The sequence below is a fragment of the Rhodococcus sp. NPDC019647 genome (assembly GCF_044389235.1).
GTDB lineage: Bacteria > Actinomycetota > Actinomycetes > Mycobacteriales > Mycobacteriaceae > Rhodococcus_F > Rhodococcus_F oxybenzonivorans.
Window position 1 is genome coordinate 427,442 of the sequence record NZ_JBIRXS010000001.1, and the last position, 25,712, is coordinate 453,153.

Annotated in this window: 21 protein-coding genes; 12 read left to right on the forward strand and 9 right to left on the reverse strand. The window is 66.1% G+C overall.

Annotated elements, in window-relative coordinates; translation table 11 throughout:
* Positions 1–61: 61 nt before the first annotated feature.
* Together ACH49N_RS02110 and ACH49N_RS02115 are read left to right on the forward strand one after the other, a co-directional pair.
* Positions 62–439: an OB-fold nucleic acid binding domain-containing protein gene (locus ACH49N_RS02110; RefSeq protein ID WP_109330649.1), complete on the forward strand. Its 378-nt coding sequence runs from the start codon at positions 62–64 to the stop codon at positions 437–439.
* Positions 440–467: 28 nt separating this feature from the next.
* Complete coding sequence (locus tag ACH49N_RS02115; protein ID WP_358270351.1) at positions 468–1,202, forward strand: DUF3159 domain-containing protein; 735 nt, start codon at positions 468–470, stop codon at positions 1,200–1,202.
* A 38-nt stretch (positions 1,203–1,240) separates the two neighbouring features.
* Here ACH49N_RS02115 and ACH49N_RS02120 read toward each other — a convergent pair whose 3' ends face one another.
* Positions 1,241–1,900: a TrkA family potassium uptake protein gene (locus ACH49N_RS02120; protein ID WP_109330645.1), complete on the reverse strand. Its 660-nt coding sequence runs from the start codon at positions 1,898–1,900 to the stop codon at positions 1,241–1,243.
* Between the two features lie 47 nt (positions 1,901–1,947).
* Positions 1,948–2,613: a TrkA family potassium uptake protein gene (locus ACH49N_RS02125; protein ID WP_358270349.1), complete on the reverse strand. Its 666-nt coding sequence runs from the start codon at positions 2,611–2,613 to the stop codon at positions 1,948–1,950.
* 163 nt (positions 2,614–2,776) lie between these two features.
* Between ACH49N_RS02125 and ACH49N_RS02130 the strand changes: the two genes are divergently transcribed.
* From ACH49N_RS02130 to ACH49N_RS02140, 3 genes are all read left to right on the forward strand, one after another.
* Positions 2,777–4,771, forward strand: a complete 1,995-nt coding sequence (locus ACH49N_RS02130) for an APC family permease (protein WP_159926389.1) — start codon at positions 2,777–2,779, stop codon at positions 4,769–4,771.
* 46 nt (positions 4,772–4,817) lie between these two features.
* Positions 4,818–6,074, forward strand: a complete 1,257-nt coding sequence (locus ACH49N_RS02135; protein WP_358270744.1) for a TRAM domain-containing protein — start codon at positions 4,818–4,820, stop codon at positions 6,072–6,074.
* Positions 6,075–6,150: 76 nt separating this feature from the next.
* Complete coding sequence (locus tag ACH49N_RS02140; protein ID WP_358270348.1) at positions 6,151–6,654, forward strand: MarR family transcriptional regulator; 504 nt, start codon at positions 6,151–6,153, stop codon at positions 6,652–6,654.
* A 27-nt stretch (positions 6,655–6,681) separates the two neighbouring features.
* Here the strand turns inward: ACH49N_RS02140 and ACH49N_RS02145 are convergent, their stop codons facing one another.
* The 3 genes from ACH49N_RS02145 to glsA form a co-directional block, all read right to left on the reverse strand.
* Positions 6,682–7,521 carry an ABC transporter permease gene (locus tag ACH49N_RS02145; protein WP_159926393.1) on the reverse strand — a complete coding sequence of 280 codons (840 nt, stop codon included), beginning with the start codon at positions 7,519–7,521 and terminating at the stop codon, positions 6,682–6,684.
* Entirely contained in the window at positions 7,518–8,480 is a 963-nt protein-coding gene (locus ACH49N_RS02150) for an ATP-binding cassette domain-containing protein (protein ID WP_250763726.1), read from the reverse strand. The genes ACH49N_RS02145 and ACH49N_RS02150 overlap by 4 nt, the downstream gene beginning before the upstream one ends.
* Before the next feature lie 94 nt (positions 8,481–8,574).
* Positions 8,575–10,395 carry a glutaminase A gene (gene glsA / locus ACH49N_RS02155; protein ID WP_358270347.1) on the reverse strand — a complete coding sequence of 607 codons (1,821 nt, stop codon included), beginning with the start codon at positions 10,393–10,395 and terminating at the stop codon, positions 8,575–8,577.
* Positions 10,396–10,646: 251 nt separating this feature from the next.
* Between glsA and dxs the strand changes: the two genes are divergently transcribed.
* Positions 10,647–12,602 (forward strand): 1-deoxy-D-xylulose-5-phosphate synthase, encoded by a 1,956-nt coding sequence (gene dxs / locus ACH49N_RS02160; RefSeq protein ID WP_358270743.1) that lies wholly within the window; start codon positions 10,647–10,649, stop codon positions 12,600–12,602.
* 65 nt (positions 12,603–12,667) lie between these two features.
* Here dxs and ACH49N_RS02165 read toward each other — a convergent pair whose 3' ends face one another.
* Both ACH49N_RS02165 and ACH49N_RS02170 read right to left on the reverse strand, forming a co-directional pair.
* Entirely contained in the window at positions 12,668–14,065 is a 1,398-nt protein-coding gene (locus tag ACH49N_RS02165) for a sugar porter family MFS transporter (protein ID WP_358270345.1), read from the reverse strand.
* 93 nt (positions 14,066–14,158) lie between these two features.
* Positions 14,159–15,166: an iron-siderophore ABC transporter substrate-binding protein gene (locus ACH49N_RS02170; RefSeq protein ID WP_358270344.1), complete on the reverse strand. Its 1,008-nt coding sequence runs from the start codon at positions 15,164–15,166 to the stop codon at positions 14,159–14,161.
* Between the two features lie 295 nt (positions 15,167–15,461).
* On the opposite strand from ACH49N_RS02170, the gene ACH49N_RS02175 reads away from it, so the two are divergent.
* The 6 genes from ACH49N_RS02175 to ACH49N_RS02200 are packed head-to-tail and all read left to right on the forward strand — an operon-like array spanning position 15,462 to position 22,291.
* Positions 15,462–16,271 carry a GntR family transcriptional regulator gene (locus ACH49N_RS02175; protein WP_159926403.1) on the forward strand — a complete coding sequence of 270 codons (810 nt, stop codon included), beginning with the start codon at positions 15,462–15,464 and terminating at the stop codon, positions 16,269–16,271.
* A complete protein-coding gene (locus ACH49N_RS02180) occupies positions 16,268–16,495 on the forward strand; it encodes a ferredoxin family protein (protein ID WP_109330625.1) in 228 nt (75 codons plus the stop codon). The genes ACH49N_RS02175 and ACH49N_RS02180 overlap by 4 nt, the downstream gene beginning before the upstream one ends.
* An 18-nt stretch (positions 16,496–16,513) precedes the next feature.
* Entirely contained in the window at positions 16,514–17,944 is a 1,431-nt protein-coding gene (locus ACH49N_RS02185) for an ABC transporter substrate-binding protein (RefSeq protein WP_159926405.1), read from the forward strand.
* A complete protein-coding gene (locus tag ACH49N_RS02190) occupies positions 17,941–18,801 on the forward strand; it encodes an ABC transporter permease (protein WP_159926407.1) in 861 nt (286 codons plus the stop codon). Before ACH49N_RS02185 ends, ACH49N_RS02190 begins: the two co-directional genes overlap by 4 nt.
* A complete protein-coding gene (locus tag ACH49N_RS02195; RefSeq protein ID WP_358270342.1) occupies positions 18,798–19,595 on the forward strand; it encodes an ABC transporter ATP-binding protein in 798 nt (265 codons plus the stop codon). Before ACH49N_RS02190 ends, ACH49N_RS02195 begins: the two co-directional genes overlap by 4 nt.
* Positions 19,592–22,291 (forward strand): fumarate reductase/succinate dehydrogenase flavoprotein subunit, encoded by a 2,700-nt coding sequence (locus ACH49N_RS02200; protein WP_358270340.1) that lies wholly within the window; start codon positions 19,592–19,594, stop codon positions 22,289–22,291. Before ACH49N_RS02195 ends, ACH49N_RS02200 begins: the two co-directional genes overlap by 4 nt.
* 50 nt (positions 22,292–22,341) lie before the next feature.
* Here the strand turns inward: ACH49N_RS02200 and ACH49N_RS02205 are convergent, their stop codons facing one another.
* The gene (locus tag ACH49N_RS02205; RefSeq protein WP_358270338.1) at positions 22,342–24,450 is read right to left on the reverse strand and encodes a 3-hydroxyacyl-CoA dehydrogenase NAD-binding domain-containing protein; all 2,109 of its coding nucleotides are present in this window, start codon (positions 24,448–24,450) and stop codon (positions 22,342–22,344) included.
* Positions 24,451–25,659, reverse strand: a complete 1,209-nt coding sequence (locus ACH49N_RS02210; protein ID WP_109330614.1) for a thiolase family protein — start codon at positions 25,657–25,659, stop codon at positions 24,451–24,453. It lies immediately after the preceding gene.
* Positions 25,660–25,712: the final 53 nt, after the last annotated feature.

Below are 25,712 nucleotides of genomic sequence, written 5' to 3' on the forward strand. Positions count from 1 at the left end.
GATTACACAGCCCTACGAGCGGCGCGAAGATCTCGCGCCGCACATGCTCCAGGAGCGCGCAATGGCACCCGCCACGGCAGGATATTTTCGTCGGCTCACTCGCAGGCTCACCGAAGACCTCGATCAGCTGGACGCCGAGGAAATGGCCGAGACGTCTCAGGCGTCCGGCGCGCAGCGGGCCTGCGACTGCAGCCGCGGCGAGGAAGTAACCATGCTGGGCCGGCTCCGCAGCGTCGAGGCGTGTCCCAAGTCCGGCAATGCCAGCATCGAAGCGGAGTTCTTCGACGGCACCGAACAGGTCAAGCTGGTCTGGATCGGGCGACGCAGGATTCCGGGGATCGAACCCGGTAAAACCCTGTTGGTCCGGGGTCGTGTCGGTGATCGTGACGGCCAGAAGGTGATCTTCAACCCGTATTACGAGTTGCGGGGCGAATCGTAGGTCCCGGTTCGTGTGGCACTCTCGTCGAGTGACCGAAACGAAGCAGCAGTCCGTTCTCGAGCAGCTCGGTGGGTTCAGCGGACTGATCTATTCCACCCTGCCCATTCTCGTCTTCGTGCCGGTCAACGGAGTATGGGGTCTCGGTCCGGCGATCTGGGCCGCCCTGGGGGTTGCCGCGTCGATCCTTGTGTGGCGCATCATTCGCCGCAGTCCCGTCCAACCGGCCATCTCCGGCTTCTTCGGGGTCGGAATTTCTGCCTTCATTGCCTATCGCACCGGTGATGCGAAGGGCTACTTCCTCTTCGGGATCTACACCAGCCTCGCGTACGCGGCGGTGTTTCTCGGCTCGATCCTCGTGCGCTGGCCGATCGTCGGTATCATCTGGGGGTTCCTGAACGGCCACGGGAATTTGTGGCGTCGCCACCGGGGCGCCGTGCGGGCCTATGACGTGGCGACCGGGGCGTGGGCGCTGGTGTTCGGTGCCCGGTACCTCGTGCAGTCCCAGTTGTACGATTCCGACCAGACCGGCTGGCTCGCCGTCGCCCGCATAGCGATGGGGTGGCCGCTCGCCGGATTGGCTCTGCTGGTGACCATCTGGGCCGTGCGGCGCGCCGATCGGATCGTCGAGCCGCGGCCACCGGAGGCCGCCGAGCCCACCGATCATCTGGAGGCGGCCGAGCCCACCGATCATCCGGAGGGCGCGGTCATGCCGACCGACGACACGGAGGCGGGTGGACCCCGCGAGGATCCACGGTCGTCGTAGGCGGTCGCCCCGACCGCCTCATCCGCTTCTCCGCGAGCCTACGAGAGGCCGACAGCGGTCCGGAGAGCGTCTTCGACGTCGACTCCGGCGACGAAGAGAAGCTCGTCGCCGCCCTCGAGCGGGTCGTCCGGCTGAGGCACGATCACTCGACCACCGCGAAGAATGGTGACCAGCGCTGCGTCACGCGGCAACTGGAGCTTGCGCACGGCTTTGCCTGCAAGTGGGGTGTTGTCGGGCAGCGTGACCTCGACCAGGTTGGCCTGCCCTTGACGGAGGGTCATGAGGCGAACCAGGTCGCCGACCGACACCGCCTCCTCGACGAGTGACGCCAGCATCCGTGGCGTCGACACCGCCACGTCGACGCCCCACGACTCGTCGAACAGCCATTCGTTGCGGGGGTCGTTGACCCGGGCGACGACGCGGCGAACCCCGAACTCGGTTTTGGCGAGCAGACTGAGGACGAGATTCGCCTTGTCGTCGCCGGTGGCAGCGATCACCACTTCGTACGTTTCCAGGGTGGCGGCCTCGAGGCTGCTCAGTTCACAGGCGTCGGCGTGAACCCAGGTGGCCTCGGGTACGGACTCCTGCTCGATGTGTTCGAGCTTGCGCTCGATCAGCATGACGTCGTGTTCGCTGCGCACTAATTCCCGCGCGATGGAGCGTCCTACGGCACCCGCGCCTGCGATTGCGACTCTCATCGGCTGCTTCCGTTCGGGTGTTCGATCGTGAAATTTCTCACTGACACTCAGTTCTCCGAGGGTGGGGGATTGCCCGCGAGAGCGACGGCTTCGGCGACGGTTCCGGACACTGCCGCGATGTACACCTGATCGTCAGCCTGGAAGATCGTCTTGCGGTCGGGGAGGATGCCCGTTCCGAAACGGATGATGAAGGCCACCCGTGACGAGGTGGCGGCCTCGAGTTCGGTGATCGGCCTGCCAATCCAGTCCTCGTGGAGCGACAACTCGGTGACGGCAACGGTTCCCGAGGGGTCACGCCATTTGGCCGTCTGGCTGTCACGAGTCAGGGTGTGCAGGAAACGATCCGTCGACCACGGGACCGTCGCTACGGTGGGGATTCCGAGCCGCTCGTAGACGGCGGCGCGCTTCGCGTCGTAGATGCGGGCGACTACGCGCTCGACTCCGAACGTCTCCCGCGCCACACGTGCCGAGATGATGTTCGAGTTGTCGCCGGAAGACACGGCCGCGAACGCCTCGGCCCGTTCGATACCGGACTTCACCAGTACGTCGCGGTCGAAGCCCATCCCGACGACCGTGCGTCCGGGAAAGTCGGGATCGAGTCGCAGAAATGCGGCCGGATCGCGGTCGATGACCGCGACGTCATGTCCGATGCGGGTCAGCGATCCGGCGAGGGACGAGCCGACTCGGCCGCATCCCATGATGACCACATACACCTGTTACTCCGTTCATGGACTTGTGGTGTCACGTCCCGAGCACGTGCATACCGAATCGAACCGTACAGTGCCCAGGCGAAAGAGCAACCGAGACACAGATCGCAATCCGGACACTTCGGTGGGCGACGGTCCAGTTTCTTCGCGGACGGCTTACGCTTTGCCAGTGTCAAAGCTCTCGACCGCCACCAAGCGGCTACTGCTCGGCAGACCCTTCCGGAGCGACAAGCTCGGGCACACGCTGCTTCCCAAAAGAATCGCACTACCGGTCTTCGCGTCCGACGCGATGTCCTCGGTCGCGTACGCGCCTGAGGAAATCTTCCTGGTGCTGTCGGTGGCAGGCATCTCCGCGTACGCGTACACGCCGTGGATCGGACTTGCCGTCGCCGCCGTGATGGCGGTGGTGGTGGCGAGCTATCGGCAGAACGTTCACGCCTATCCGTCGGGCGGCGGCGACTACGAGGTCGCCACGGTCAATCTGGGTCCCACTGCCGGTCTCACCGTGGGCAGCGCGCTGCTGGTCGACTACGTGCTGACCGTCGCGGTGTCCATCTCGTCGGCAGCGTCCAACATCGGCTCGGCTGTGCCGTTCGTGGCTCAGCACAAGGTTCTCTTCGCCGTGGCGGCCATCGTCCTGCTCACCGCGATCAACCTTCGCGGCATCCGCGAATCAGGTACCGCGTTCGCGATTCCGACGTATGCCTTCATCTTCGGCATGGTGCTGATGCTGTCCTGGGGGCTGTTCCGGATCTACGTCCTCGGCGAGGACCTACAGGCGGAATCCGCGGGGTTCGAACTCGCCGCCGAGGACTCCCACCTGTACGGCATCGCCTTCGCCTTCCTCATCGCGCGCGCGTTCTCCTCGGGGTGCGCGGCGCTCACCGGTGTGGAGGCCATCAGCAACGGTGTTCCCGCGTTCCGTAAACCGAAGTCCCGGAACGCGGCCACGACGCTGCTCCTGCTAGGCACGATCGCGATCGTCCTCCTGATGGGCATCATCATCCTGGCGCAGAAGATCGGAATCGTCTACGCACACAATCCCGCTGCACAGTTGATCGGCGCGCCGAGCGGCTACGAGCAGAAGACACTGATCGCTCAGGTGGCCGAGACGGTCTTCGGCGGATTTCCCATCGGCTTCTACTTCATTGCCATCGTCACGGCGCTCATCCTCGTGCTGGCGGCCAACACGGCATTCAACGGGTTCCCGGTCCTGGGTTCCATCTTGGCGCAGGACAGGTATCTGCCGCGGCAGCTGCACACCCGTGGTGACCGGCTCGCCTTCAGCAACGGCATCCTGTTCCTCTCCGGTGCGGCCATTGCGTTCGTCGTCCTCTTCGACGCCGAGGTCACCAAGCTGATCCAGCTCTACATCGTCGGGGTGTTCGTCTCGTTCGTCCTGAGCCAGACCGGGATGATCCGGCACTGGACCCGGCATCTCGCGTCGGAGACCGATCCGCGGCAACGCCGCCGGATGCAGCGTTCGCGGGTGATCAACACGATCGGTCTCACCATGACCGGCGCGGTCCTGATCATCGTGTTGATCACCAAGTTCGCGGCCGGGGCATGGATCGCCATCGTCGCCATGGTGGCCATCTTCGTGGTGATGAAGATGATCCGGAAGCATTACGACAGTGTCACTGCCGAGCTCGAAGAGCAGGAATGGGACGGTGTGCTGCCGAGCCGGACCCACTCGATCGTCCTGGTGTCCAAGCTCCACATGCCGACCATGCGAGCACTCGCGTACGCCCGGGCCACTCGCCCCGACACCCTCGAGGCGATCACCGTCAACGTCGACGAACCGGATACGCGGGCGCTGGTGCGGCAGTGGGAGAAGAGCGACATCGCGGTGCCCCTGAAGGTCATCGAATCGCCCTACCGTGAGATCACCAAACCGGTCCTCGACTACGTGCGGCGGGTCCGCAAGGATGCTCCGCGTGACGTCGTCACCGTATTCATTCCCGAGTATGTCGTCGGGCACTGGTGGGAGCAGATCCTGCACAACCAGAGCGCGCTGAGATTGAAGAGCAGGCTGTTGTTCCAACCAGGTGTGATGGTGACCAGCGTTCCCTGGCAGCTGAACTCGTCGGAGAAGGCGAAGACGCTCGGAGTCGAGTACACCGCCGGCGCCACCCGGCGTGGGTACGACCCCGAAGAGAAGTGACGAATGGCAGTGTTGGACGGATGGCAGTGTGGGACGGATGGCAGTGTTGAGTGAGAACTGGACCGGCCGGCGCCTCGAGCTGACCCTCGGCAATCCGGGGCACGGTGGATTCATCGTCGCACGGCACGAGGGGCGGGTGGTGTTCGTGCGTCATGGCCTGCCGGGGGAGCGGGTCATCGCGATCGTCACGGAAGATCGCGGCGGATCGTTTTGCCGCGCGGAGGCCGTCGACATTCTCGAGGGGTCGCCGGAGCGAATCGCGCCGCTCTGCCCGATATCGGGACCGGGAGGCGCGGGGTGCTGTGACATGTCTCATGCCCGCCTCGCCTTTCAGCGACAGATGAAGTCGCAGATCGTGTCCGAGCAGCTGCTGCGGCTCGCGCGGGTGGACCGGAACGTGGACGTGGAGGAACTGCCCGGCACCGGTGACGGAACCGGCTGGCGCACCCGGGTGCGGTTGGCTGTCGATGGCAACGGGCTGCCGGGATATCACCGGTACCGGAGTTCGGGCATCGTCACCGACCTCGAGTGCCCGCAGATCGAGACTGCAGCGTATGACGGCATAGCCGAGTACGAGTGGACGCCGGGCAGCGAGGTTCAGATCGTTCTCGACGGGGCCGGAGAGCGCCACGTCGTCGAGATCGCGCCCCCGAAGGTGTCGAAGACGGGACGAACGAGTCCCGGTCGACGGGGTGCCGCAGCGCGACGGGCGGCTGTCGCGGCGCCGCGAGTCGAGCGGCTGTTCGAGGGGTCCGGGCGGTCGCGGGAACGGGTACACCACCGAGAATGGACGCTGGCTGCCACCGGTTTCTGGCAGGCGCATCGCGGAGCGGCGCAGACGTATTCGACCGTGGTAGCGGAGTGGGCCGGTGTGACCGCGAGTGATACGGCGTGGGACCTCTACGGAGGGGTGGGTGTGTTCGCGGCAGCACTGGCAGGCGCGGGGCTCGTGGAGTCGGTGGAGTCCTCGAAGCAGGCTGTCGCCGATGGAAGAGCAGCACTGGCGGATCTACCGCAGGTCCGTTTCCACCCGGAGCGGGTCGAACGTGCGCTGCCCGAATTGGCGAGGCCGCCCCGGGTGGTGGTGCTCGACCCGCCGCGCACCGGCGCGGGACGAGACGTGATCGCGGCGGTGTCGTCGGCAGGCGCCGAACGCATCGTGCACGTCGGATGTGATCCGGCGTCCTTCGCCCGGGACGTCGGTCTCTACCTCGTTGAGGGCTACCGGCTCGATACCGTCCGGGCCTTCGATGCATTCCCGTTGACTCACCACGTGGAGTGCATCGCCCTGCTCACGCGCTGACCGGACTGCATCGGCGTGCCGCACCCCGACCTCCGTATAGTTTTCCCTGCAACAGCGGGACTAGGACGGGGATCGGATGTCGGTACAGCCAGATACAGCGCGGGCGCTCGCCGATGCGGTACTCGCACTGGGGCGCTCCCTGCGTGCAGTGGTCTTCACGAGCGGTGAGACGGTGATCGCGCCCGCTCTGACGAGCGTGTTGTTCGTGCTGTCCACCCGTGGTGAGTGCCGGCAGAACGAACTCGCCGCCGACCTCTGCGTCAGTCAGTCGTCCCTGAGCCGGCAGATCGCCGAACTCGCCGATGCGGGATACGTCCTGCGCACGGCAGACCCGCACGACAAACGCGCTTCGCGTATCCAGGTGTCACCCAAGGGATTCGACGTCCTCCGCGAGACAACCGAACGTCGCGCGGAACGACTGCGGGCCATGTTGGACGGCTGGTCCCAGGAGCAGGCATCGGCCGCGGTGACGTCGCTGCTGCAACTCAACGAGACGTTTACCGCGTCTGTGCAACAGCGAAACGGTCGCGTGCAGAGTGCTGCGCCGCCTCAGCGCCCGGTCCGGACCGAGAAGGACTAGACACCCGCTTCCGGCCGGTGCCGGGCACTAGGACTTCCGGTTGTAGAGGCGCATCGTCAGGGGTCCGAAGATGACGATGAAACCGGCACACCAGCCGAAGACCACGATGAGGTCAGCCGACTGCACCGATCCGGCCATCAGTCCGCGAATGGCCGTCACCAGCTTGCTGATCGGATTGACCCCCACGAACGCCTGAAGCCAGCCGGGCATCGTGGCGGGATCGACGAAGATGTTGCTGGCGAATGTCAGCGGAAACAGGATGAACATCGACACCCCCATCACCGCCTGCTCGGTTCGCATGAGCATCGCGAACATCGTCCAGATCCAGGACAGGCTGAAGGAGAACAGCAACAGCAGTCCTATCGACGCCGCCACTCCGACGATCCCGCCATCCGGCCGGAAACCCAGGACCAGACCGAGGATCAGGACGATGATCGAGGCGATCGTGTAGCGCACCACGTCACCGAGCAGGGCGCCGACGAGGGGCGACGGACGCCAGATCGGAAGCGAACGGAAGCGGTCGAAGACACCCTTCTCGATGTCCTTGTTCAGCGTCAGACCGGTGTACATGGTGATCATGACGACGGTTTGAACGAGGATGCCGGGCAGCAGGAACTGGACGTAGGCGTCGGTCGATCCGGCGAGTGCCCCACCGAACAGGTACGTGAACATCAACGTGAACATGATCGGGAACATGGTGACGTCGAAGAGTTGCTCGGGAACGTGCTTGATCTTCAGCAATGCACGCCACCCGAACGACAGGGAGGTCGACCACGCAGTGGGACGCGAAGGGCGCGGTCCGGGCATCTTCAGGACGTCGGCGACCGCCTTCGTGGTGTCGGTGGTCCGGTCGGCGGTGGAGGTCATGACGCAGGCTCCTCGGTGGGTCGGCCGGTCAGGGAAAGGAATACTTCGTCGAGGCTCGGCTGCCCCAACGCAAATGTGCTGACGGCGATTCCGGCGTCGTGGAGGGCCGGGAGTGCCTGCGCGACCCTGCGCGGATCGTCGATGCGGGCAGTCAGCGCCACGGGGTCGTTCTCCTCGGTCACCGGGACACCGAGTACGTCACGGAGCAACCTCGCTGCGGCCGGCCGGGTGCCCGCATCGGTGACGCGCACATGCAGAGACCCGGATCCGACGGACGCCTTGAGTTCGCCGGTGGTGCCCTCCGCGATCACCTTGCCGTGATCGATCACGGCCACCCGGTCGGCCAACTGGTCTGCCTCGTCGAGGTACTGCGTGGTCAGCAGCACTGTCGTCCCCCCGGCCACGAGGGCGCGCACGATGTCCCAGACTTGGTTGCGGCTGCGGGGATCGAGTCCGGTGGTGGGTTCGTCGAGGAAGATCATCTCGGGTGTGACGATGATGCTCGCCGCGATGTCGAGCTTGCGACGCATCCCGCCCGAGTAATTCTTCACCTGTCGATTACCGGCCTCCTCGAGGCCGAACGCCGCGAGCAGCCGCTCGCATCGCGATCGCGCTGCCGCGCGGGAGTAGCCGAAGAGGCGGCCGAGGAGCAGGAGGTTTTCGGTCCCCGTCAGATCCTCGTCGAGCGAAGCGAATTGACCCGTCAGCGACACCTTGCCGCGGACGGCGTCCGGTTCGGTGGCGACGTCGTGTCCGAGTACCGTGGCCGATCCGCCGTCGAGGGGCAGCAGCGTGGCGAGCATGCGGATCGCGGTGGTCTTGCCCGCACCGTTGGGACCCAGGACGCCGTAGACTCCGCCGACAGGTACGCAGAGGTCGAGTCCGTCGACGGCACGGGTGGAACCGAAAGTCTTGACGAGTCCTGTCGTCTCGATGGCCAGCTTCGTGGCTGTCAGCATTGCATCCTGCTTTCGCGTTCGAATGGCGTCGAATCCCGAGACCCCGAGCCTGTCCGATTTTCCCGATTCCGGCAAGCGGATTTCGGTATGCCGCTCAGCTGCCGTTCCCTTGCCTCAGCAGCGACCGCAGCATGAGGTCGAGCTGTTCGTAGGCGCCCGACGCCAGTCGCTCGAGCAGCGCGACTTTCAGTGCGGGTTCCTTCGACGCCATGTCGGCATACCGCTCGGGAGTCAGCACCGCGACGGTCACCGCGGTGTCGGCCCGGACGTCGTTGAGGAAGCGGGAATCGAGCATCATCGGCATCTCACCGAAACTCATCCCGGCTGACAAGGTGATGATGCGGTACGTCGACCCCGCCTGATCGGTGATCGTGGTGCTCACCTTCCCCGAGAGAATGAGGAAGAGCCCGGAGGCGGGATCCCCCCGGTGAACGATGTGCTCGCCGCGGTCGAAGGTTCGGATCTCGAGGTCGCGGGTGAGCCGATCGAGCTGTTCGGGGTCGAGTGCGGACAGGACCGGATGTTCGGTGACGGCGAGGGAGGCCGGCTGGCGAGCCGACCGGCAGTGCCGATCGAGGAGAACGTCTTCACACCATTGCACGGCGGCGTCGAGGTCGGCGAATACCCGTCCGGTGTCTCCCGTGAGATCCGAGCGGGAGTTGCCGAGCAATCCGCCGGGGTCGACGAACGCCACGGCGCACCCGCGCTGGGCGAGCGTGCCGCGCAGGGTGGCAATCATCCGGCACGCCACCCCGCTCACATCGTCGACTCGCCGGACGTCGACCACCACTACCTCGAGGTCCTCGTCGACCCCGCCGATCTCACGGACGGCGGTCTCCGCGCCGGCGAACAACAGATCGCCGTGCAGTTCGTAGATGCGGCTGCGTTTGCCGACATCGTCGAGGGTGGCCCGCTCGACCGGGGTGCGCCGCATGCGCGACGGGGCATCCGACACGGAATAGCGGGCGCGGATCGCGGCACGTGCCGCCCGGGTGACGTGGAGGAAATGCAACTCGAGTTCGGCTGACAGTGCCCTGCACGCCTCGACTCCGCGGACGCTGTTGCCGTGGGCATCGAGCCTCGGCGAGTAGATGGCGATGCCGATCTGGCCCGGCAGAACCGCCACGATCCCGCCTCCGACGCCGCTCTTGGCGGGCAGACCCACCTCGTAGAGCCACTTACCGGCGCCGTCGTACATGCCGCAAGTGGACATCACACTCAGCACCCGCTCGACCAGGACGGGCGCGAGCACCGTGTCGTGCGTGACGGGATTGACCCCGTTGTTGGCCATCGTCGCGGCCATCAGGCTCAGGTCTCGACAGGTCACGTCGATCGAGCACTGCCGGAAGTAGAGGTCTACCGCCTCGTCGGGGTCGCCCGTGATGATGTCGAACGAGCGCAGCATGTGCCCGATGGCGCGGTTCCGGTGGCCCGTGTGCGACTCGGACGCGTACACCGCCTCGTTGAAGGTGAGCTCGCGCCCTGCATACCGCGAGTAGGCCTCGCGGATTCGTTCGAATCGCGAGTCCACGTCGGGCCCGGCCACCAACGACGCAGCAGTGATGGCACCGGCGTTGATCATCGGATTGCGCGGCCGCTCGGTCGTCGGGTCGAGGCTGATCTCGTTGAAGGGTTCCCCCGACGGTTCGACGTCGATCTTCTCCGCGACGGCCTCCGCGCCTCGGTCGGCGAGCGCGAGGGCATAGGTGAACGGTTTCGAAATCGACTGGATGGTGAACGGCAGGCGCGTGTCGCCCACCTCGTATACGTATCCGTCGACCGTGGCGATGCAGATACCGAACGAATCAGGGGCCACGGCCGCCAGCTCCGGAATGTAGTCGGCCAGCTCGCCGCCGCGGTTGCTGGAGGTCTCGGAGAAGATCTTCCCGATCAACGCGTCGACGACGGTGCTCATGAGACGACCCTAGAGCCTGACGACGGCGAAGTCGGGGGTTCCGAGGGGTGCCGGTGTGGCCGCAGTCGTGTGAACCCGGTCACGGCCGGTCACGCGGCTGTCGAGGATGCGGGCGTGTTCGGAGGACGCCTGTGTGCACATGGTGTGTCGCCCGGTCCCGCGGCTCCGTAGACTGGGTGCACTGTGACGTGACACGAAGCCACGACGCAGAGGCACGTAATGCGGCGTGCATCACGGAGGGAGCGATCTCGTTGGGTGTTCTTGCCCGTATCCAGACGCCTGACGATCTGCGTCAGCTGAACCCCGCGGAGATGAAGCAACTCGCCGCGGAGATCCGTGAGTTCCTGGTCCAGAAGGTATCGGCGACCGGCGGCCACCTCGGACCGAACCTCGGTGTCGTCGAGCTGACGCTCGCCTTGCACCGCACGTTCGTCTCGCCCGCCGACCCGATCATCTTCGACACCGGTCACCAGGCGTACGTCCACAAGATCCTCACCGGTCGCAAGGGCGACTTCGAATCGCTCCGCAAGCAGGGCGGACTGTCGGGGTACCCCTGCCGCGCCGAGAGTGAACACGACTGGGTCGAGTCCTCGCACGCCTCCGCATCCCTGTCCTATGCGGACGGTCTCGCGAAGGCATTCGAGTTGACCGGCCAGGCCCGCCACGTGGTCGCCGTCGTCGGTGACGGCGCACTGACCGGCGGTATGTGCTGGGAGGCGCTCAACAACATCGCGGCGGGCAAGAGCCGATCGGTGATCATCGTCGTCAACGACAACGGCAGGTCGTACGCACCGACGATTGGGGGTCTCGCCGATCACCTCGCCACCCTCCGGCTGCAGCCCGCCTATGAGCGGGTGCTCGACAACGGCCGCAGAATCGTCAAGAAACTGCCGTGGGTGGGCCGTACCGCCTACTCCGTCCTGCACGGGATGAAAGCCGGTCTCAAGGACGCGGTCGCCCCGCAGGTCATGTTCACGGATCTGGGAATCAAGTACCTCGGTCCCGTCGACGGGCACGACGAAGCTGCTCTCGAGTCTGCGCTGCGCCGTGCCAAGGCGTTCGGGGGACCGGTCATCGTGCACGCCGTCACCCGCAAGGGCATGGGGTACGCACCCGCGGAGAATCACGTCGCCGACCAGATGCATTCGACCGGTGTGATCGACCCCCTGACCGGGAAGTCGACGGCGACGGCGTCCGCCGACTGGACCTCCGTGTTCTCGGCTGAGCTCATCGAGCAGGCCGGTCGCCGCGAGGACATCGTTGCGATCACTGCCGCGATGGCGGGTCCGACGGGTTTGGCAGCGTTCGGTGACGCCTATCCCGACCGGATGTTCGATGTCGGCATCGCCGAGCAGCACGCCGTCACCTCGGCGGCGGGGCTGGCACTCGGAGGCCTGCACCCGGTGGTCGCGGTGTATTCAACCTTCCTCAATCGTGCATTCGACCAGCTGTTGATGGATGTCGCCCTGCTGAAATTGCCGGTCACCCTGGTGCTGGACCGCGCGGGAATCACCGGAAACGACGGGGCCAGCCACAACGGCATGTGGGACATGTCGCTGCTGGGCATCGTGCCCGGCATGAGGGTCGCGGCTCCGCGCGACGCCGCGACTCTGCGCGAAGAACTGGACGAGGCACTGGCTGTCGACGACGGGCCCACGGCGGTGCGCTTCCCCAAGGGCACCGTGGGTGACGACGTGCCCGCGCTGAGCCGAATCGACGGTGTCGTCGACGTCCTGCGGGACTCCTCCGGCCGAAAGGACGTCCTGCTCGTGTCGGTCGGGGCGTTCGCCGGACTCACTCTGGCCGCGGCCGATCGTCTCGAGCAGCAAGGTATTTCTGCGACGGTCGTCGACCCGCGTTGGGTCCTCCCGGTGCCGGAATCTCTGGTCAAGCTCGCCGAGGACTACAGCATGGTGGTCACGGTCGAGGACAGTGGGCTGCATGGAGGGGTCGGTTCCACCGTGTCGGCGGCCCTGCGCTCTGCCGGCGTCGATGTCCCGTGCCGGGATCTCGGCGTTCCGCAACGGTTCCTCGACCACGCCTCCCGTACCCAGGTTCACGCCGAACTGGGGTTGACTGCGCAGGATGTCGCCCGCCGGATCACCGGCTGGGTGGCGAGTCTGGGAAACCAGCCCCCGTCGGCGGCCAACGGGGTGGTTGCGCACGAGAGCGCCGAACACATCGAGAACAGCGGCCGGCAGAGCTGACACACCCGTGAAAAACAGATCCGGCCGAATCGGAACGATTCGGCCGGATCTGTATGTAGACCACGTCAGGTCGTCATCTCCTCGAGTTCCATCCCCTTCGTCTCCCGGACCTTCGACCGGACGAAGAAGAACGACAGCAGCGCGAAGAACGCGAACAGGCCGTACAAGAACCACAGGCCCACCGAACGGGTCAGCGGCGGGAACGACAGCGTGACGGTGAAGTTGGCGATCCAGTTCGCCGCCGTGCTGATGCCGAGTGCGTAGGCGCGCATGTTGTTGGGGAACATTTCGCCGAGCATCACCCACATGATCGGGCCCCACGTGGCGGCGAAGAAGATCACGAACAGGTTGGCGCCGACCAGGGCCAGCGCGCCCCACGGGCTCGGCAACTGGACGTCGTCACCGCTACCGGTTGCCTGAGAGAAGGCGATCGAGGCCAACAGCAGGCTGGCGAACATTCCCAGCGAACCGACCATGAGAAGTATCCGGCGACCGATCCGGTCGACGAACAGGATGGCGACGAACGTCATGGCCACATTGATCACCGCTGTGATGACCGAGGTGGTGAACGACTCGTTCTCGGTAAACCCGACCGACTTCCAGAGGGTTGTCGAATAGTAGAAGATCGCGTTGATGCCGACGAACTGCTGGAAGACGGCCATCGTGATGCCTACCCATACCAGAGGCTGCAGACCGAACTTGGGGCCACGGATGTCGTCGAACGATGCCGTCGACTCCCGGCGGAGGGTGAGCCGGATCTCGGAGACCCGCTCGTGTGGGTCCAGTTCACCAGTGATGTTCGCGAGGACGTCCGCCGCTTCCTGATCGAGGTGCTTACCCACGAGGTATCGCGGCGACTCGGGAATGAGCAGTGCGAGAAGGCCATACACCAGCGCCGGCACAACTCCCACGAGGAACATCCACCGCCACGCCTCGAGATTGAGCCAGAGCTCGTTCGACGCTCCACCGGCCGCGTTCTGCAACACGGCGTCCGACAGCAGCGCGGTGAAGATGCCGAGGGTGATCGCGAGCTGTTGAAGAGAGGCCAGGCCGCCCCGGTAGCGTGCCGGTGCGATCTCCGAGATGTAGGTCGGCGCAATGACGGACGCGATACCGATTCCCAGGCCGCCGAGAATGCGCCAGAGCATCAGGTCGGGGACGCTGAAAGCGAGTCCGGAGCCGATCGACGAGACTACGAACAACACCGAACCCAGCAGCATCACCTTCTTGCGGCCCCACCGGTCTGCGAGGCGGCCCGCAAACCACGCGCCCACAGCGCATCCGAGCAAGGCGATGGCCACGGCGAAGCCGGTGAAGAACGAACTCAGTTCGAAGTGCCCCTGGATGGAATCGACGGCTCCGTTGATGACCGAGCTGTCGAATCCGAACAGAAAACCCCCGACCGCTGCGGCGACCGTGACCCCGATGACCTTGGCGGTGTGTCTTTCGGACATCTGCGTCATCGCATACCTGCTTTCGGCGAGCGTGGCTGTGAGCCGGCTACGAGATTTCGTGTGGAATCACGCTACGCCCGCGACGCCTGATCAGGCGGGACTTCACGCACCGGCCTTGTTCGCCGCCTCGCTCAATTGCGGCGTCAGCCTCTCGAGCGCCCAGGGAGTAGCCAGCACGCTGGTCTGGCTGAGTCCCGCGATCACCTTCGTATCCGACAATGTCACCGCGGTTCCCCGGCCGAGGGCGCCGAGATTCGCGTAGGCAGGGTTGGCCGCGACGGTGCTGTCGTCGGCGACGAACGCGACCACGACATCGGCGTCGATATCGGCGATGTTCTCCACCGAGATGTCGGCGAAGAACTTGTCCGGATTCGACTCGGCGAGCTTCGACACACCGGGTGCGACCGTGAATCCGAGCTCGGTGAGCACCTGCACGCGGGGGTCGGAGGGCATGTAGACGTTCACCGTGGCAGCGTCGGTATCGAAGTTCACCACCGACACCGTCTTTCCGGCGAACTCCGGGTGTTCGGCAGCGGTGTGCGCGAGCCGGTCGTCGAGGCCGGTGACGAGAGCCTCCGCCTCGGCGGTCTTACCGAGCGCCTGACCGATCAGGGTGGTCTGGTCCTGCCAGCTGGTCTGCCACGCCTTGTCCGGGTAGGCGACGGTGGGGGCGAGTGCGGAGAGTTTTTCGTAGGTGCCCTGGTCGAATCCCTCGTAGGGTGCGAGGACGACATCGGGTGCCAGGGAGGCCACTTGCTCGACGGGAATGGTGGTTGCGGTGTCGAGGAGGGTGGTCCGGCTCGGGTCGTAGCGGTCCTGGAGCCAGGGCATCACTTCGTTCGCCTCGGCGCCGTAGGAGTACTTGGGCATGCCGACGGGGGTCTCGCCGAGCGCGTAGACGACGTCCTGGGCGTTCCAGCCCAGGGTGACGATGCGCTCCGGGGCGGCGTCGATCGTGGTGGATCCGAAGGTGTTCTCGATCGTGACCGGAAAGCCGGCTCCGCCGCCTTCCGCGCTCGTGCCGCCGTCGCCGGACGAGCAGGCGGCGACGAGCAGCGCGGTGCCGGCCACGGCGAGTGCGACAGCGATCGGGCGTGGGGGTGTGCACACGGCAACGACTCCTTCGACGAGCGAGTAAAAGGTAAGCCTAACCTAGATATCGGGCCGGGGCCGGGTTCTGTGGTCGACTTCGGATCACCGTGATTCGAACTCTGCTTCCGGTTCAGTGGTGGCGTAATGGGGCGCCGTATTCGCGTTTACGCAGGTGAGCGGGGCAGTCCACGGGGTCCAACCGGCAGATTCGAGGAGGCCGCGCCGGGTGGTCCGCAGGCGCGACTTCCGGTGGTCGCACAGCAGTTAGCGTCTCTTGTCGTTCAGCACACTGCACAATCGACGGAGGAAAAGCATGGCGCTCGCCGCGGATGATGCAGAGGCGGTGGTGGCTCCGACTGCCCTGCACGGCCAGCCCTCTGCCCGCAGATCTCGCGCCGACGAGGCTCGCCGATTCGCCGACCTCTTGCGGCAGCAGATCCACGCGGACTCTTTCGCCGACCGCGGACTGCCTCCGGAATCGGAGTTGGCGCACGAATTCGGGGTGTCTCGGAACGCGGTGCGGGACGGGCTCGCGCTCCTCAAACAGGAGGGCCTGATCGACCGTGCGCCCCGGGTGGGCACTCACGTGGCGCGGCGCAAGTACGACCACGGGCTCGACGCCCTGCTCGGACTGAGGGAGACCTTGAAGGGACACGGTGAGGTGCGCAACGACGTGCGCGTGGCGAGGGAGATCACGCCACCACCGGCTGTGGTGCGCCGATTGCAGCTGGCAGCAGGGGAATCCGCGGTCTACATCGAACGTGTCCGCTATCTCGGTGACCTCCCGCTCAGTCTCGACCTCACCTATCTGGTGCCCGACATCGGGCGTAACATCCTCGGCCGCGACCTCGAGCGCAACGACGTCTTCACGCTGATCGAGGAGGTCTGTGGGCAACCACTCGGTTCCGCGGATGTGGCGATCGAATCGGTGAATGCGGATGCGCACTCGGCGGCGAACCTACAGACCCCGGACGGGGCCGCGCTCCTGTTGCTCGAGCGTCTCACCCGACTCGTCGACGGACGTCCCGTCGACCTCGAATACATCCGCATGCGCGGTGATCGAATCACCATGCGCAGCAACCTCATCCGACGTCCCGAAATATCGAACTGGGAGCTCACATGACACTTGTCAACGCACGCGCCGACGTACCGGTCACCATCGACGAGTCACTGTGCATCGAGGGGTGCACGCTGTGCGTCGAAATCTGTCCTCTCGACTCGCTGGCCATCAACCCGGACAACGGCAAGGCCTTCATGCACGTCGACGAATGCTGGTACTGCGGCCCGTGCGCAGCCCGCTGTCCCACCGGCGCCGTCACCGTGAACATGCCGTACCTCCTCCGCTGAGCGAAAGACTTCGAAAACATGTTGCGTCCCTACTCCTCTCTCGTGCTGACCGCTGCGGTCGCACTGCTCGCGACCGGCTGCTCGCTGGAAGACACCACCGCCGGGAGCGACGATGCAGTGCCCGTGGTGATCGGTTACCAATCGAAGACGATCAACACGGTCACCGCCGGAACACTGTTGCGAGCCCAGGGCTACCTCGAACAGCGTCTGCAAGAACTGACCGAGGAGACGGGGACGAAGTACTCCGTCGAATGGCAGGATTACGACACCGGCGCGCCGATCACCGCGCAGATGGTGGCCGAGAAGATCGACATCGGCTCGATGGGTGATTATCCCATGTTGATCAACGGCTCACGCACACAGGCGAATCCGCGATCGAAAACCGAGATCGTCTCGGTCACCGGGTACAACCCGGAGGGTGCACTGAACATGGTGGTCGTCCCTCCGAACTCTCCCGCCACCACGCTCGCCGATCTCGCGGGCCGGAAAGTGTCCGCCAGCGTCGGTTCTGCCGGGCACGGCACCCTCGTCCGTGCACTCGACCGCGCCGGAATCGACCCGAGCACCGGCGTCGAGGTTCTCAACCAGCAACCGCCGGTCGGATCCTCCGCCCTCGAATCCGGTCAGGTCGAGGCATTGTCACAGTTCGTGGCCTGGCCCGGGCTTCTCGTGTTCCAGGACAAGGCGAAATTGCTCTACGACGGCGCCGAGCTGAACACACCCACCCTGCACGGGGTCGTCGTGCGGGAGGCCTACGCGGACGAGCACCCCGAAGTCGTCGATGCGTTCCTCCGTGCACAACTCGACGCCACGCACTTCATCCGGACCGAGCCACTCGAGGCTGCACGCATCGTCGCCGAAGACAGCGGACTGCCGCAGGAGGTGGTCTACCTGTACAACGGGCCCGGTGGTACGACGTTCGACACCACGCTCCGACCCGAACTGGTCGAAGCGTTGAAGGCAGACGTCCCGTATCTGAAATCGATCGGTGACTTCGCGGATCTCGACGTCGAGGGGTTCGTCGACGATGCGCCTCTGCGCGCGGCGTTCGATGCCGAGGGGCAGAACTACGATGCCACTGTCACGACCCCCGGCAGCCCCGCAGCGGTGACCGGCACCGATCCTGTGTGCGGCACGCCTGCGACCGATCCGGCTCTGGCCGGGGAAGTCTGGTTCGCCGATGCGGCGCAGACCCAGCCTGCGGCGAGCCCGACCTGCCTGCTCCGGGCGGTCAAACAGGCACGCGCCGAGGGTCGTGACGTCCGCAGCGCGTACGTTCCCGATGCCGAACTGGGCACCCGCTGGTTTGCGGACAAGGCGGTGTGGGTGCGCGACGGTGACACCTTCCTGCCCTTCACCACCGTCGCCGCCGCCGGCCGCTACCTGCGCGCCCACCCGGCGGGAACGGTTGTCACGTACGACCGCGCTGTGGAGGAGGTTCGGCAGTGACCACCCTGCAGCCGTCGATCGTATCGATCGAATCCGAGGTTTCGGTACTGCAGCCCGATCCGGCACCGCTGCCCGCGTCGGCATCGTCGTGGCGATCCCGCCTTCTGCGCATCACGTCCGTCGTCGCCGCCATCGCAGCGTGGCAGCTGCTGACGGCCAACGACGTGCGGCTGTGGTTGCGATTCGACACCCTTCCCACCGTCACCGACGTCGTGTCCGCGTTCGGCACCCAGCTGCGCAACGACCTCTTCTACCTCGACCTGGGCCAGTCCCTGATCCGTATTCTCAGCGGGTTCGGACTCGCCACCGTGATCGGTGTCGCCGCCGGGATCGCGCTCGGGAGGTCGACGCTGTTCGCCGACGTCCTCGGACCGTTGACCGAACTGGCCCGGCCGATTCCGGCGATCGCCGTGGTCCCCGTTGCGATCCTGTTGTTTCCGAGCGACGAGGCAGGGATCGTCTTCATCACCTTCGTGGCCGCATTCTTTCCGATCATGGTCAGCACCCGGCACGCGGTCCGGGCGTTGCCCACGCTGTGGGAAGACTCGGTGCGCACCCTCGGGGGTGGGCGCTGGGATGTGCTGGCCCGGGTGGTGCTTCCGGGGATCCTGCCCGGAGTGTTCGGAGGCTTGTCGGTCGGGATCGGTGTCGCGTGGATCTGCGTCATCTCCGCGGAGATGATCTCCGGCCGGCTCGGCGTCGGCTACCGCACCTGGCAGGCCTACACGATCGTCGACTATCCCGGTGTATTCGTCGGCATGATCACCATCGGCATCCTGGGCTTCGCCACATCGGCAGCGGTGGAGCTGCTCGGCAGGCGTGTCACCCGCTGGCTGCCCCGAGGGGAGCGCGCATGACCGCCACCACGCTCGCGACCGGAATGTCCCTCATACTCGACGACGTCACACTGTCGTACACCGGAGCCCCGGTCATCCGCTCGCTGTCGCTGACCGTGGTGCCGGGTGAGATCCTCGTCCTCACGGGGCCGTCCGGCTGCGGTAAATCGACAGTGCTCCGGGCTCTGGCCGGGTTGCTGGCACCCACCGCCGGCCGGGTGGTCGCGGACGGTGAGTCGGTGGTGTCGACGTCCCGGGACAGGGCTGTGGTGTTTCAGGACAACGCTCTGCTGCCGTGGCGCAGCGTGCGCTCGAACATCGAGCTTGCTCTGGCGCTTCGTGGTGAGCCGAGGAAGGGTCGCCGGGCCACTGCCGATCGCTGGATCGACGAAGTCGGTCTCACCGGGTTCGGAGACTTTCTCCCGAAGAACCTCTCCGGCGGCATGCGACAACGTGTGCAGTTGGCGCGTGGTCTCGCCGGCGCACCCCGCGCCGTGATGATGGACGAGCCGTTCGGCGCTCTCGACACGCAGACCCGCGGCGTGATGCAGCGGCTTCTCGTCGACACCTGGAGCACCCACCCCACGACGGTGGTCTTCGTGACCCACGACGTGGACGAGGCGGTCCTGCTCGGAGACCGGGTGGCGGTCCTGGGGGGCGCGGGCAGACCACTGCGGGCGCTCGTGGACATTCCCCACCCGCGCAAGCGGGAGTTCCTCGGCCACGCCGAAACCCGAGCCGCACGCGGCGAGGTACTGGCGGCGCTGGAACAGACCGATGACGCCCCGACGACGAACGATCCGGAGAACCGATGAACATCCCCGACCTTGCCGAGACCGTGCGTCTCGACTGCGATGTACTGGTCATCGGCGGTGGCACAGCCGGCACGATGGCTGCCCTGACAGCAGCCGAGAACGGGGCGAACGTCCTGCTGCTGGAAAAGGCACACGTGCGGCACTCAGGGGCCCTCGCCATGGGCATGGACGGCGTCAACAACGCGGTCATTCCCGGCAAGGCCGAACCCGAGGACTACGTCGCGGAGATCACCCGGGCCAACGACGGAATCGTCAATCAGCGCACGGTCTATCAAACCGCAACCCGCGGCTTCGCCATGGTGCAGCGCCTCGAAAAGTACGGAGTGAAATTCGAGAAGGACGAGTACGGGGAGTACGCGGTGCGGCGCGTGCATCGCTCCGGTTCCTATGTGCTGCCGATGCCCGAGGGCAAGGACGTGAAAAAGGCTCTGTACCGGGTGCTGCGGCAGCGGAAGATGCGGGAGAAGATCCGCATCGAAAACCGGTTGATGCCCGTGCGCGTCCTCACGGAGAACGGCCGGGCCGTCGGGGCTGCTGCGCTGAACACCCGCACGGGGGAGTTCGTGGCAGTCGGCGCGAAAGCGGTGATCCTGGCGACCGGTCCCTGCGGCCGACTGGGACTACCGGCCTCCGGATACCTGTACGGCACCTACGAGAATCCGACGAACGCCGGCGACGGCTACTCGATGGCCTACCACGCCGGCGCAGAACTCAGCGGCATCGAGTGCTTCCAGATCAATCCGCTCATCAAGGACTACAACGGGCCTGCCTGCGCCTACGTCGCCAACCCGTTCGGCGGCTATCAGGTCAACGCGCACGGTGAACGGTTCGTCGATTCCGACTACTGGTCGGGGCAGATGATGAGCGAGGTCAAGAGCGAGATCGAGTCGGCCCGTGGGCCCATTTATCTCAAGGTGAGCCACCTTCCGGAGGAAACGCTCGACACCCTGGAATCGATCCTCCACACCACCGAGCGTCCCACCCGCGGCACCTTCCACGCGGGCCGCGGTCACGACTACCGCAGTCACGACATCGAGATGCACATCTCCGAGATCGGACTCTGCAGCGGGCATTCCGCGTCCGGAGTGTGGGTGGACGAGCACGGCGCCACCACCGTTCCCGGGTTGTACGCCGCCGGCGACCTCGCCTGCGTTCCGCACAATTACATGATCGGCGCGTTCGTCTACGGTGACCTCGCCGGGGCGCACGCGACCGGCACGCTGCCCGGTATCCCCGCGCCCACCCTGCTGCCCGAAGACCAGTTGAAGGAGGCGCACGAGCTGATCTACCGGCCGCTGCGCAACCCCGACGGCCCCCCGCAGCCGCAGGTGGAATACAAGTTGCGCCGATTCGTCAACGACTACGTCGCGCCGCCGAAGACGGCCACCAAGCTGTCCATTGCCGTGGAAACCTTCGAACGGATGGAGCGCGAGATCGCCGGGATGGGCGCCACCACCCCGCACGAGTTGATGCGCTGCGCGGAGGTCACGTTCATTCGCGACTGCGCCGAGATGGCCTCCCGCAGTTCCCTCACCAGAACCGAGAGCCGTTGGGGGCTCTACCACGAGCGCGCCGACCTACCGGAGTCGAGCGACGAGGAATGGGGGTATCACCTGAACCTGCGTCGCGGGGCGAACGGGGAGATGGAGTTCTTCAAGAGGCCGGTCGCACCCTACTTCGTTTCGGTTCCGGGCCTCGATTCCCTTCCGCCGCAGGACCAAACGGTGATCGCGGTGGCTCAGCCGCCGCTGGTCGGAGGACGCGCGCCGGTCGAGGAGCGTTCGCGTATCGCCGCGCCGGTCCGGCAAGAACCGTCGTCGCCCGCCCTCGTCGCGCTGCTCGGCCTCGATGCACCCAGCATCGGCGAGCTGGAGCCGTACCTCCGAAATAACGACCCCCAGGTCCGGGTGACCGCACTGTCGGTGCTGACCGAGGGAACTCCCGACGGCTTCACGGGAGCACTCTTCGCGGCGCTCGCCGACGAGGCCGTCACCGTTCGCCGCGCCGCCGCTGAAGGGCTGCGCGAACTGGTCGAGGTGCTCACCTCCGCCGCTGGGCTCGAGGCGTATCTGGAGTCGAGTGACGCCGTGGTCCGGGCCGCGGTGATCGACGTGCTGCGCGCACTGCACGCGGGGTCGGCGGAGCAGTTCCTGACGGCGTTGTCCGACTCCGATCACCACGTTCGGATCGAAGCGGTGCGAGGCCTGGTGTCGCTGGACAAGTGGGAGTCGGTGGCGTCAGGGGCGCACGACGAGAACCGGGAAGTGCGGATCACCGTGGCGCACGGGCTCGCCACCATCGGTCTCGGTGGACTCGACGCAGTGCGAGAGTTGGCCGGTGACCGCGACCCGCTGGTGCGTGCAGCGGCGCTGACGGCATTCGCCGGATTGGGGTGCCGCGACGACGATGTCGCCCTCGTCGTCACGGCACTGCGCGAATCCGCCTGGCAGATACGGCAGGGGGCAGCACGCGGACTGGCCGGAGCGGACCCGGGCATTGCCGTGCCCGCTCTCGCGGAAACATTGGAGGATCCGCACCTCGATGTGCGGAAGGCAGCCGTGCTCTCACTCGGACGGTGGGCCGGCGATCGGACTGCGGCTCAGGCTTTGACCGAGGCCCTCGGCGACACCGATGCCGACGTACGGGCCTACGCCCGACAGGCGTTGAACGCGGCGAACAGCGTCCCGGTCGCCTGATACAGGTGGGGGCGAAGGACGCCGTGGCGTCCTTCGCCCCCACCAGGAAATCAGACGCTTGCGACGCCCGGTGCCAGGAACCGCTTCCCGTTGACTGCCTCGGAGGTGCCCGTGCGGTCCAGGTACGGCGTGATGCCACCGTTCCAGAAACCGAACCCGCCGCCCAGGATCAGGCAGAGATCGATGTCCTCGGCCGCGGCGACGACACCCTCGTCGAGCATGATCTGGATCTCTTCGGCGAACGCGCGACGAGTGCGCTCCAGTACCTCTTCGGACGTGGACGCCTTGTCGCCCTGCTTCCACAATTCGGCGACCTCGGGGTCGACGACCTGCTTGCCGTCGGCGCCGTAGCTCCACACCGCGGGTTTCTTGGCCTCGACCAAGGCCTCGAGCCCGGGGGAGTTGTGGAACCGCTCGGGGTACGCCTCGGCGAGCGTCTCGCCGGTGTGCAGCGCGACCGCCGGTCCGACGAGTGCGAGCAGCGTGAAGGGCGTCATCGGCATGCCCAGTTCGGCGATGGCGTTGTCGGCCACCTCGAACGGGGTACCCTCGTCCACCGCGTTCATCACCTCACCGAGGGTGCGGATCAGAAGCCGGTTGAAGACGAAGCCGGGCAGGTCGGCGGAACCGACGGCCGACTTCTTCAGCGCCTTCGCGGTCGCGAATGCCGTTGCCAGAGTGGCGTCGTCGGTCTTCTCACCCTTGATCACCTCGAGAAGCGGGAGGACCGCAACAGGATTGAAGAAGTGGAAGCCGACGACCCGCTCGGGGTGCTTCAGGTCCGCGGCCATCTTGGTGATCGACAGCGAAGACGTGTTGGTCGCCAGGATCGTCTCGGGAGCGATGTACTCCTCGAGTTCCGCGAAGATCTTCTTCTTCAGATCGAGATTTTCGAACACGGCCTCGATCACGAAGTCGGTCTTCGCGAAGGCGGACTTGTCCAGCGATCCCGATACCAGGCCCTTGAGGCGGTTCGCGGCGTCGGGAGACAGCCGCCCCTTGCCCTGGAGCTTGTCGATCTCACCGTGGACGTAGCCGACACCCTTGTCGATGCGCTCCTGGTCGATGTCGGTGAGGATCACCGGAACCCTCAGCTGCCGGACGAACAGCATGGCGAGCTGGCTGGCCATCAGGCCCGCGCCGACGATGCCGACGCCGGTGACCTTGCGTGCGAGCGACTTGTCCGGCGCACCCGCGGGCCGCTTCGCCCGCTTGTTCACCAGGTCGAATGCGTACAGCCCGGCGCGGAGCTCGTCCGCCAGCAGAAGGTCGGCGAGAGCTTCGTCTTCGGCGGCGAAACCCTTGTCGAGCGACGCCGGATCGGTGAGGTCGGTGTTGCGAGCCAATTCCAGCAGCTCGACGGCCTTGACCGGTCCGGGAGCGTTGTTCTTCGTCTTGCCTTCGACGATGGCCTTCGCGCGCGAGATTGCCTCGTCCCAGCCCTGACCCCGATCGATCTCGGGACGGGACGGAGTGATCTCACCCGCGAGAACCTGTGCCGCCCAGGCGAAGGACTGCTCGAGGAAGTCGGCCGAACCGAACACGGCATCGACGACACCGAGCTCGAGAGCCTTCTTCGGGTTGAGAATCTTGTTCTGGTTCAGCGCATTCTCGAGGACGACGGTCACCGCGTTCGAGGGCCCGATCAGGTTGGGCAGCAACTGCGTTCCGCCCCAGCCGGGGACCAGACCGAGGAACGTCTCGGGCAGACCCAGCGCGCCGGCGCTCTCGGATGCCGTGCGGTAGTGGCTGTGCAGCGCGACCTCGAGACCGCCGCCGAGCGCGACCCCGTTGACGAAGGCGAAGGTCGGCACGGAGGACTCACGCAGGCGACGGAACACCCTGTGACCCAACCGGCCGAGCTCGAGCGCCTGCTCGCGGTCGGTAATGCTCGGGACGCCCTTGAGGTCGGCGCCGGCAGCGAAGATGAACGGCTTGCCGGTGATCGCGACCGCAACCGGGTTCGCCGCGAACGCCTCGTCCAGGGCTGCGTCGAGGGCAGCGAGGCCGCCCGGGCCGAACGACGACGGCTTGGTGTGGTCGAAACCGTTGTCGAGCGTGATCAGGGCGACCGGACCCTCGATGCCCGGGACTGCCACGATCTTGGTGTACGCGTTCGTCACGACCTCGTCGGCGAATGCTGTGGTGATAGAAGTCATTTACTTCGCTCCGTCGAAAATCGGGTTCTCCCAGATCACCGTTCCACCCATGCCCAGACCGATGCACATCGTGGTCAGGCCGTAGCGGACGTCGGGACGCTGGGCGAACTGGCGGGAAAGCTGAGTCATCAGGCGCACGCCGGAGGACGCGAGCGGGTGACCGCAGGCGATGGCGCCACCCCACTGGTTGACCCGCGGATCGTCGTCGGCGATGCCGTAGTGCTCGAGGAAGGCGAGCACCTGCACGGCGAATGCCTCGTTGATCTCGAACAGGCCGATGTCCTCGATCTTCAGACCGGTACGGGCGAGCAGCTTCTCGGTGGCAGGGACGGGACCGATGCCCATCACGGCGGGGTCGACACCCTGAAACGCGAATCCGACCATGCGCATGCCGATCGGCAGTCCGAGCTCGTGTGCCGTGTCCTCACCCGCGAGGATCGCCGCGGTGGCGCCGTCGTTGAGACCGGCGGCGTTGCCGGCAGTGATGCGGCCCGCCGGACGGAACGGAGTCTTCAGCTTGGCGAGGTCTTCGATCGTGGTGCCTGGGCGCGGCGGCTCGTCCTCGGTAGCGAGTCCCCACCCCGCGGCGGAGCGGGTGGCCACCGGAACGAGGGTGTCGGCGATGAAGCCGGCCTTCTTGGCGGCGTCGTACTTGTTCTGGCTGGCGACGGCGTACGCGTCGGTGCGGTCCTTGGTGATGCTGGGGAACCGGTCGTGCAGGTTCTCGGCGGTGTTGCCCATCACCAGGGCGCTGGGGTCGACGAGGCGGTCGGCGAGGAATCGCGGGTTCGGGTCGGCACCCTCACCCATCGGATGGTGACCCATGTGCTCGACGCCTCCGGCGATCACCACGTCGTACTGGCCGAAACCGATGCCGGACGCGGTGGTGGTGACCGACGTCATGGCGCCGGCGCACATTCGGTCGATCGCGAAACCGGGCACCGTTTCGGGCAGGCCGGCGAGGATGCCGGCGGTGCGACCGATGGTCAGACCCTGATCACCGGTCTGCGTGGTCGCGGCGATGGCGACCTCGTCGATCCGCGCGGGATCGAGCTGCGGATTGCGGCGGAGTAGTTCACGAATGGTTTTGACGACGAGGTCGTCTGCCCGGGTCTCGGCGTACATGCCCTTGGGGCCGGCCTTGCCGAACGGGGTCCGGATCCCGTCGACGAACACGACGTTGCGTTGCGATGTGGTGGATGGAGCCACGCGAATTCCTCCTGATGGAGCAGTCTGGTGCCGGATCACGGCCAAGCGTCCGG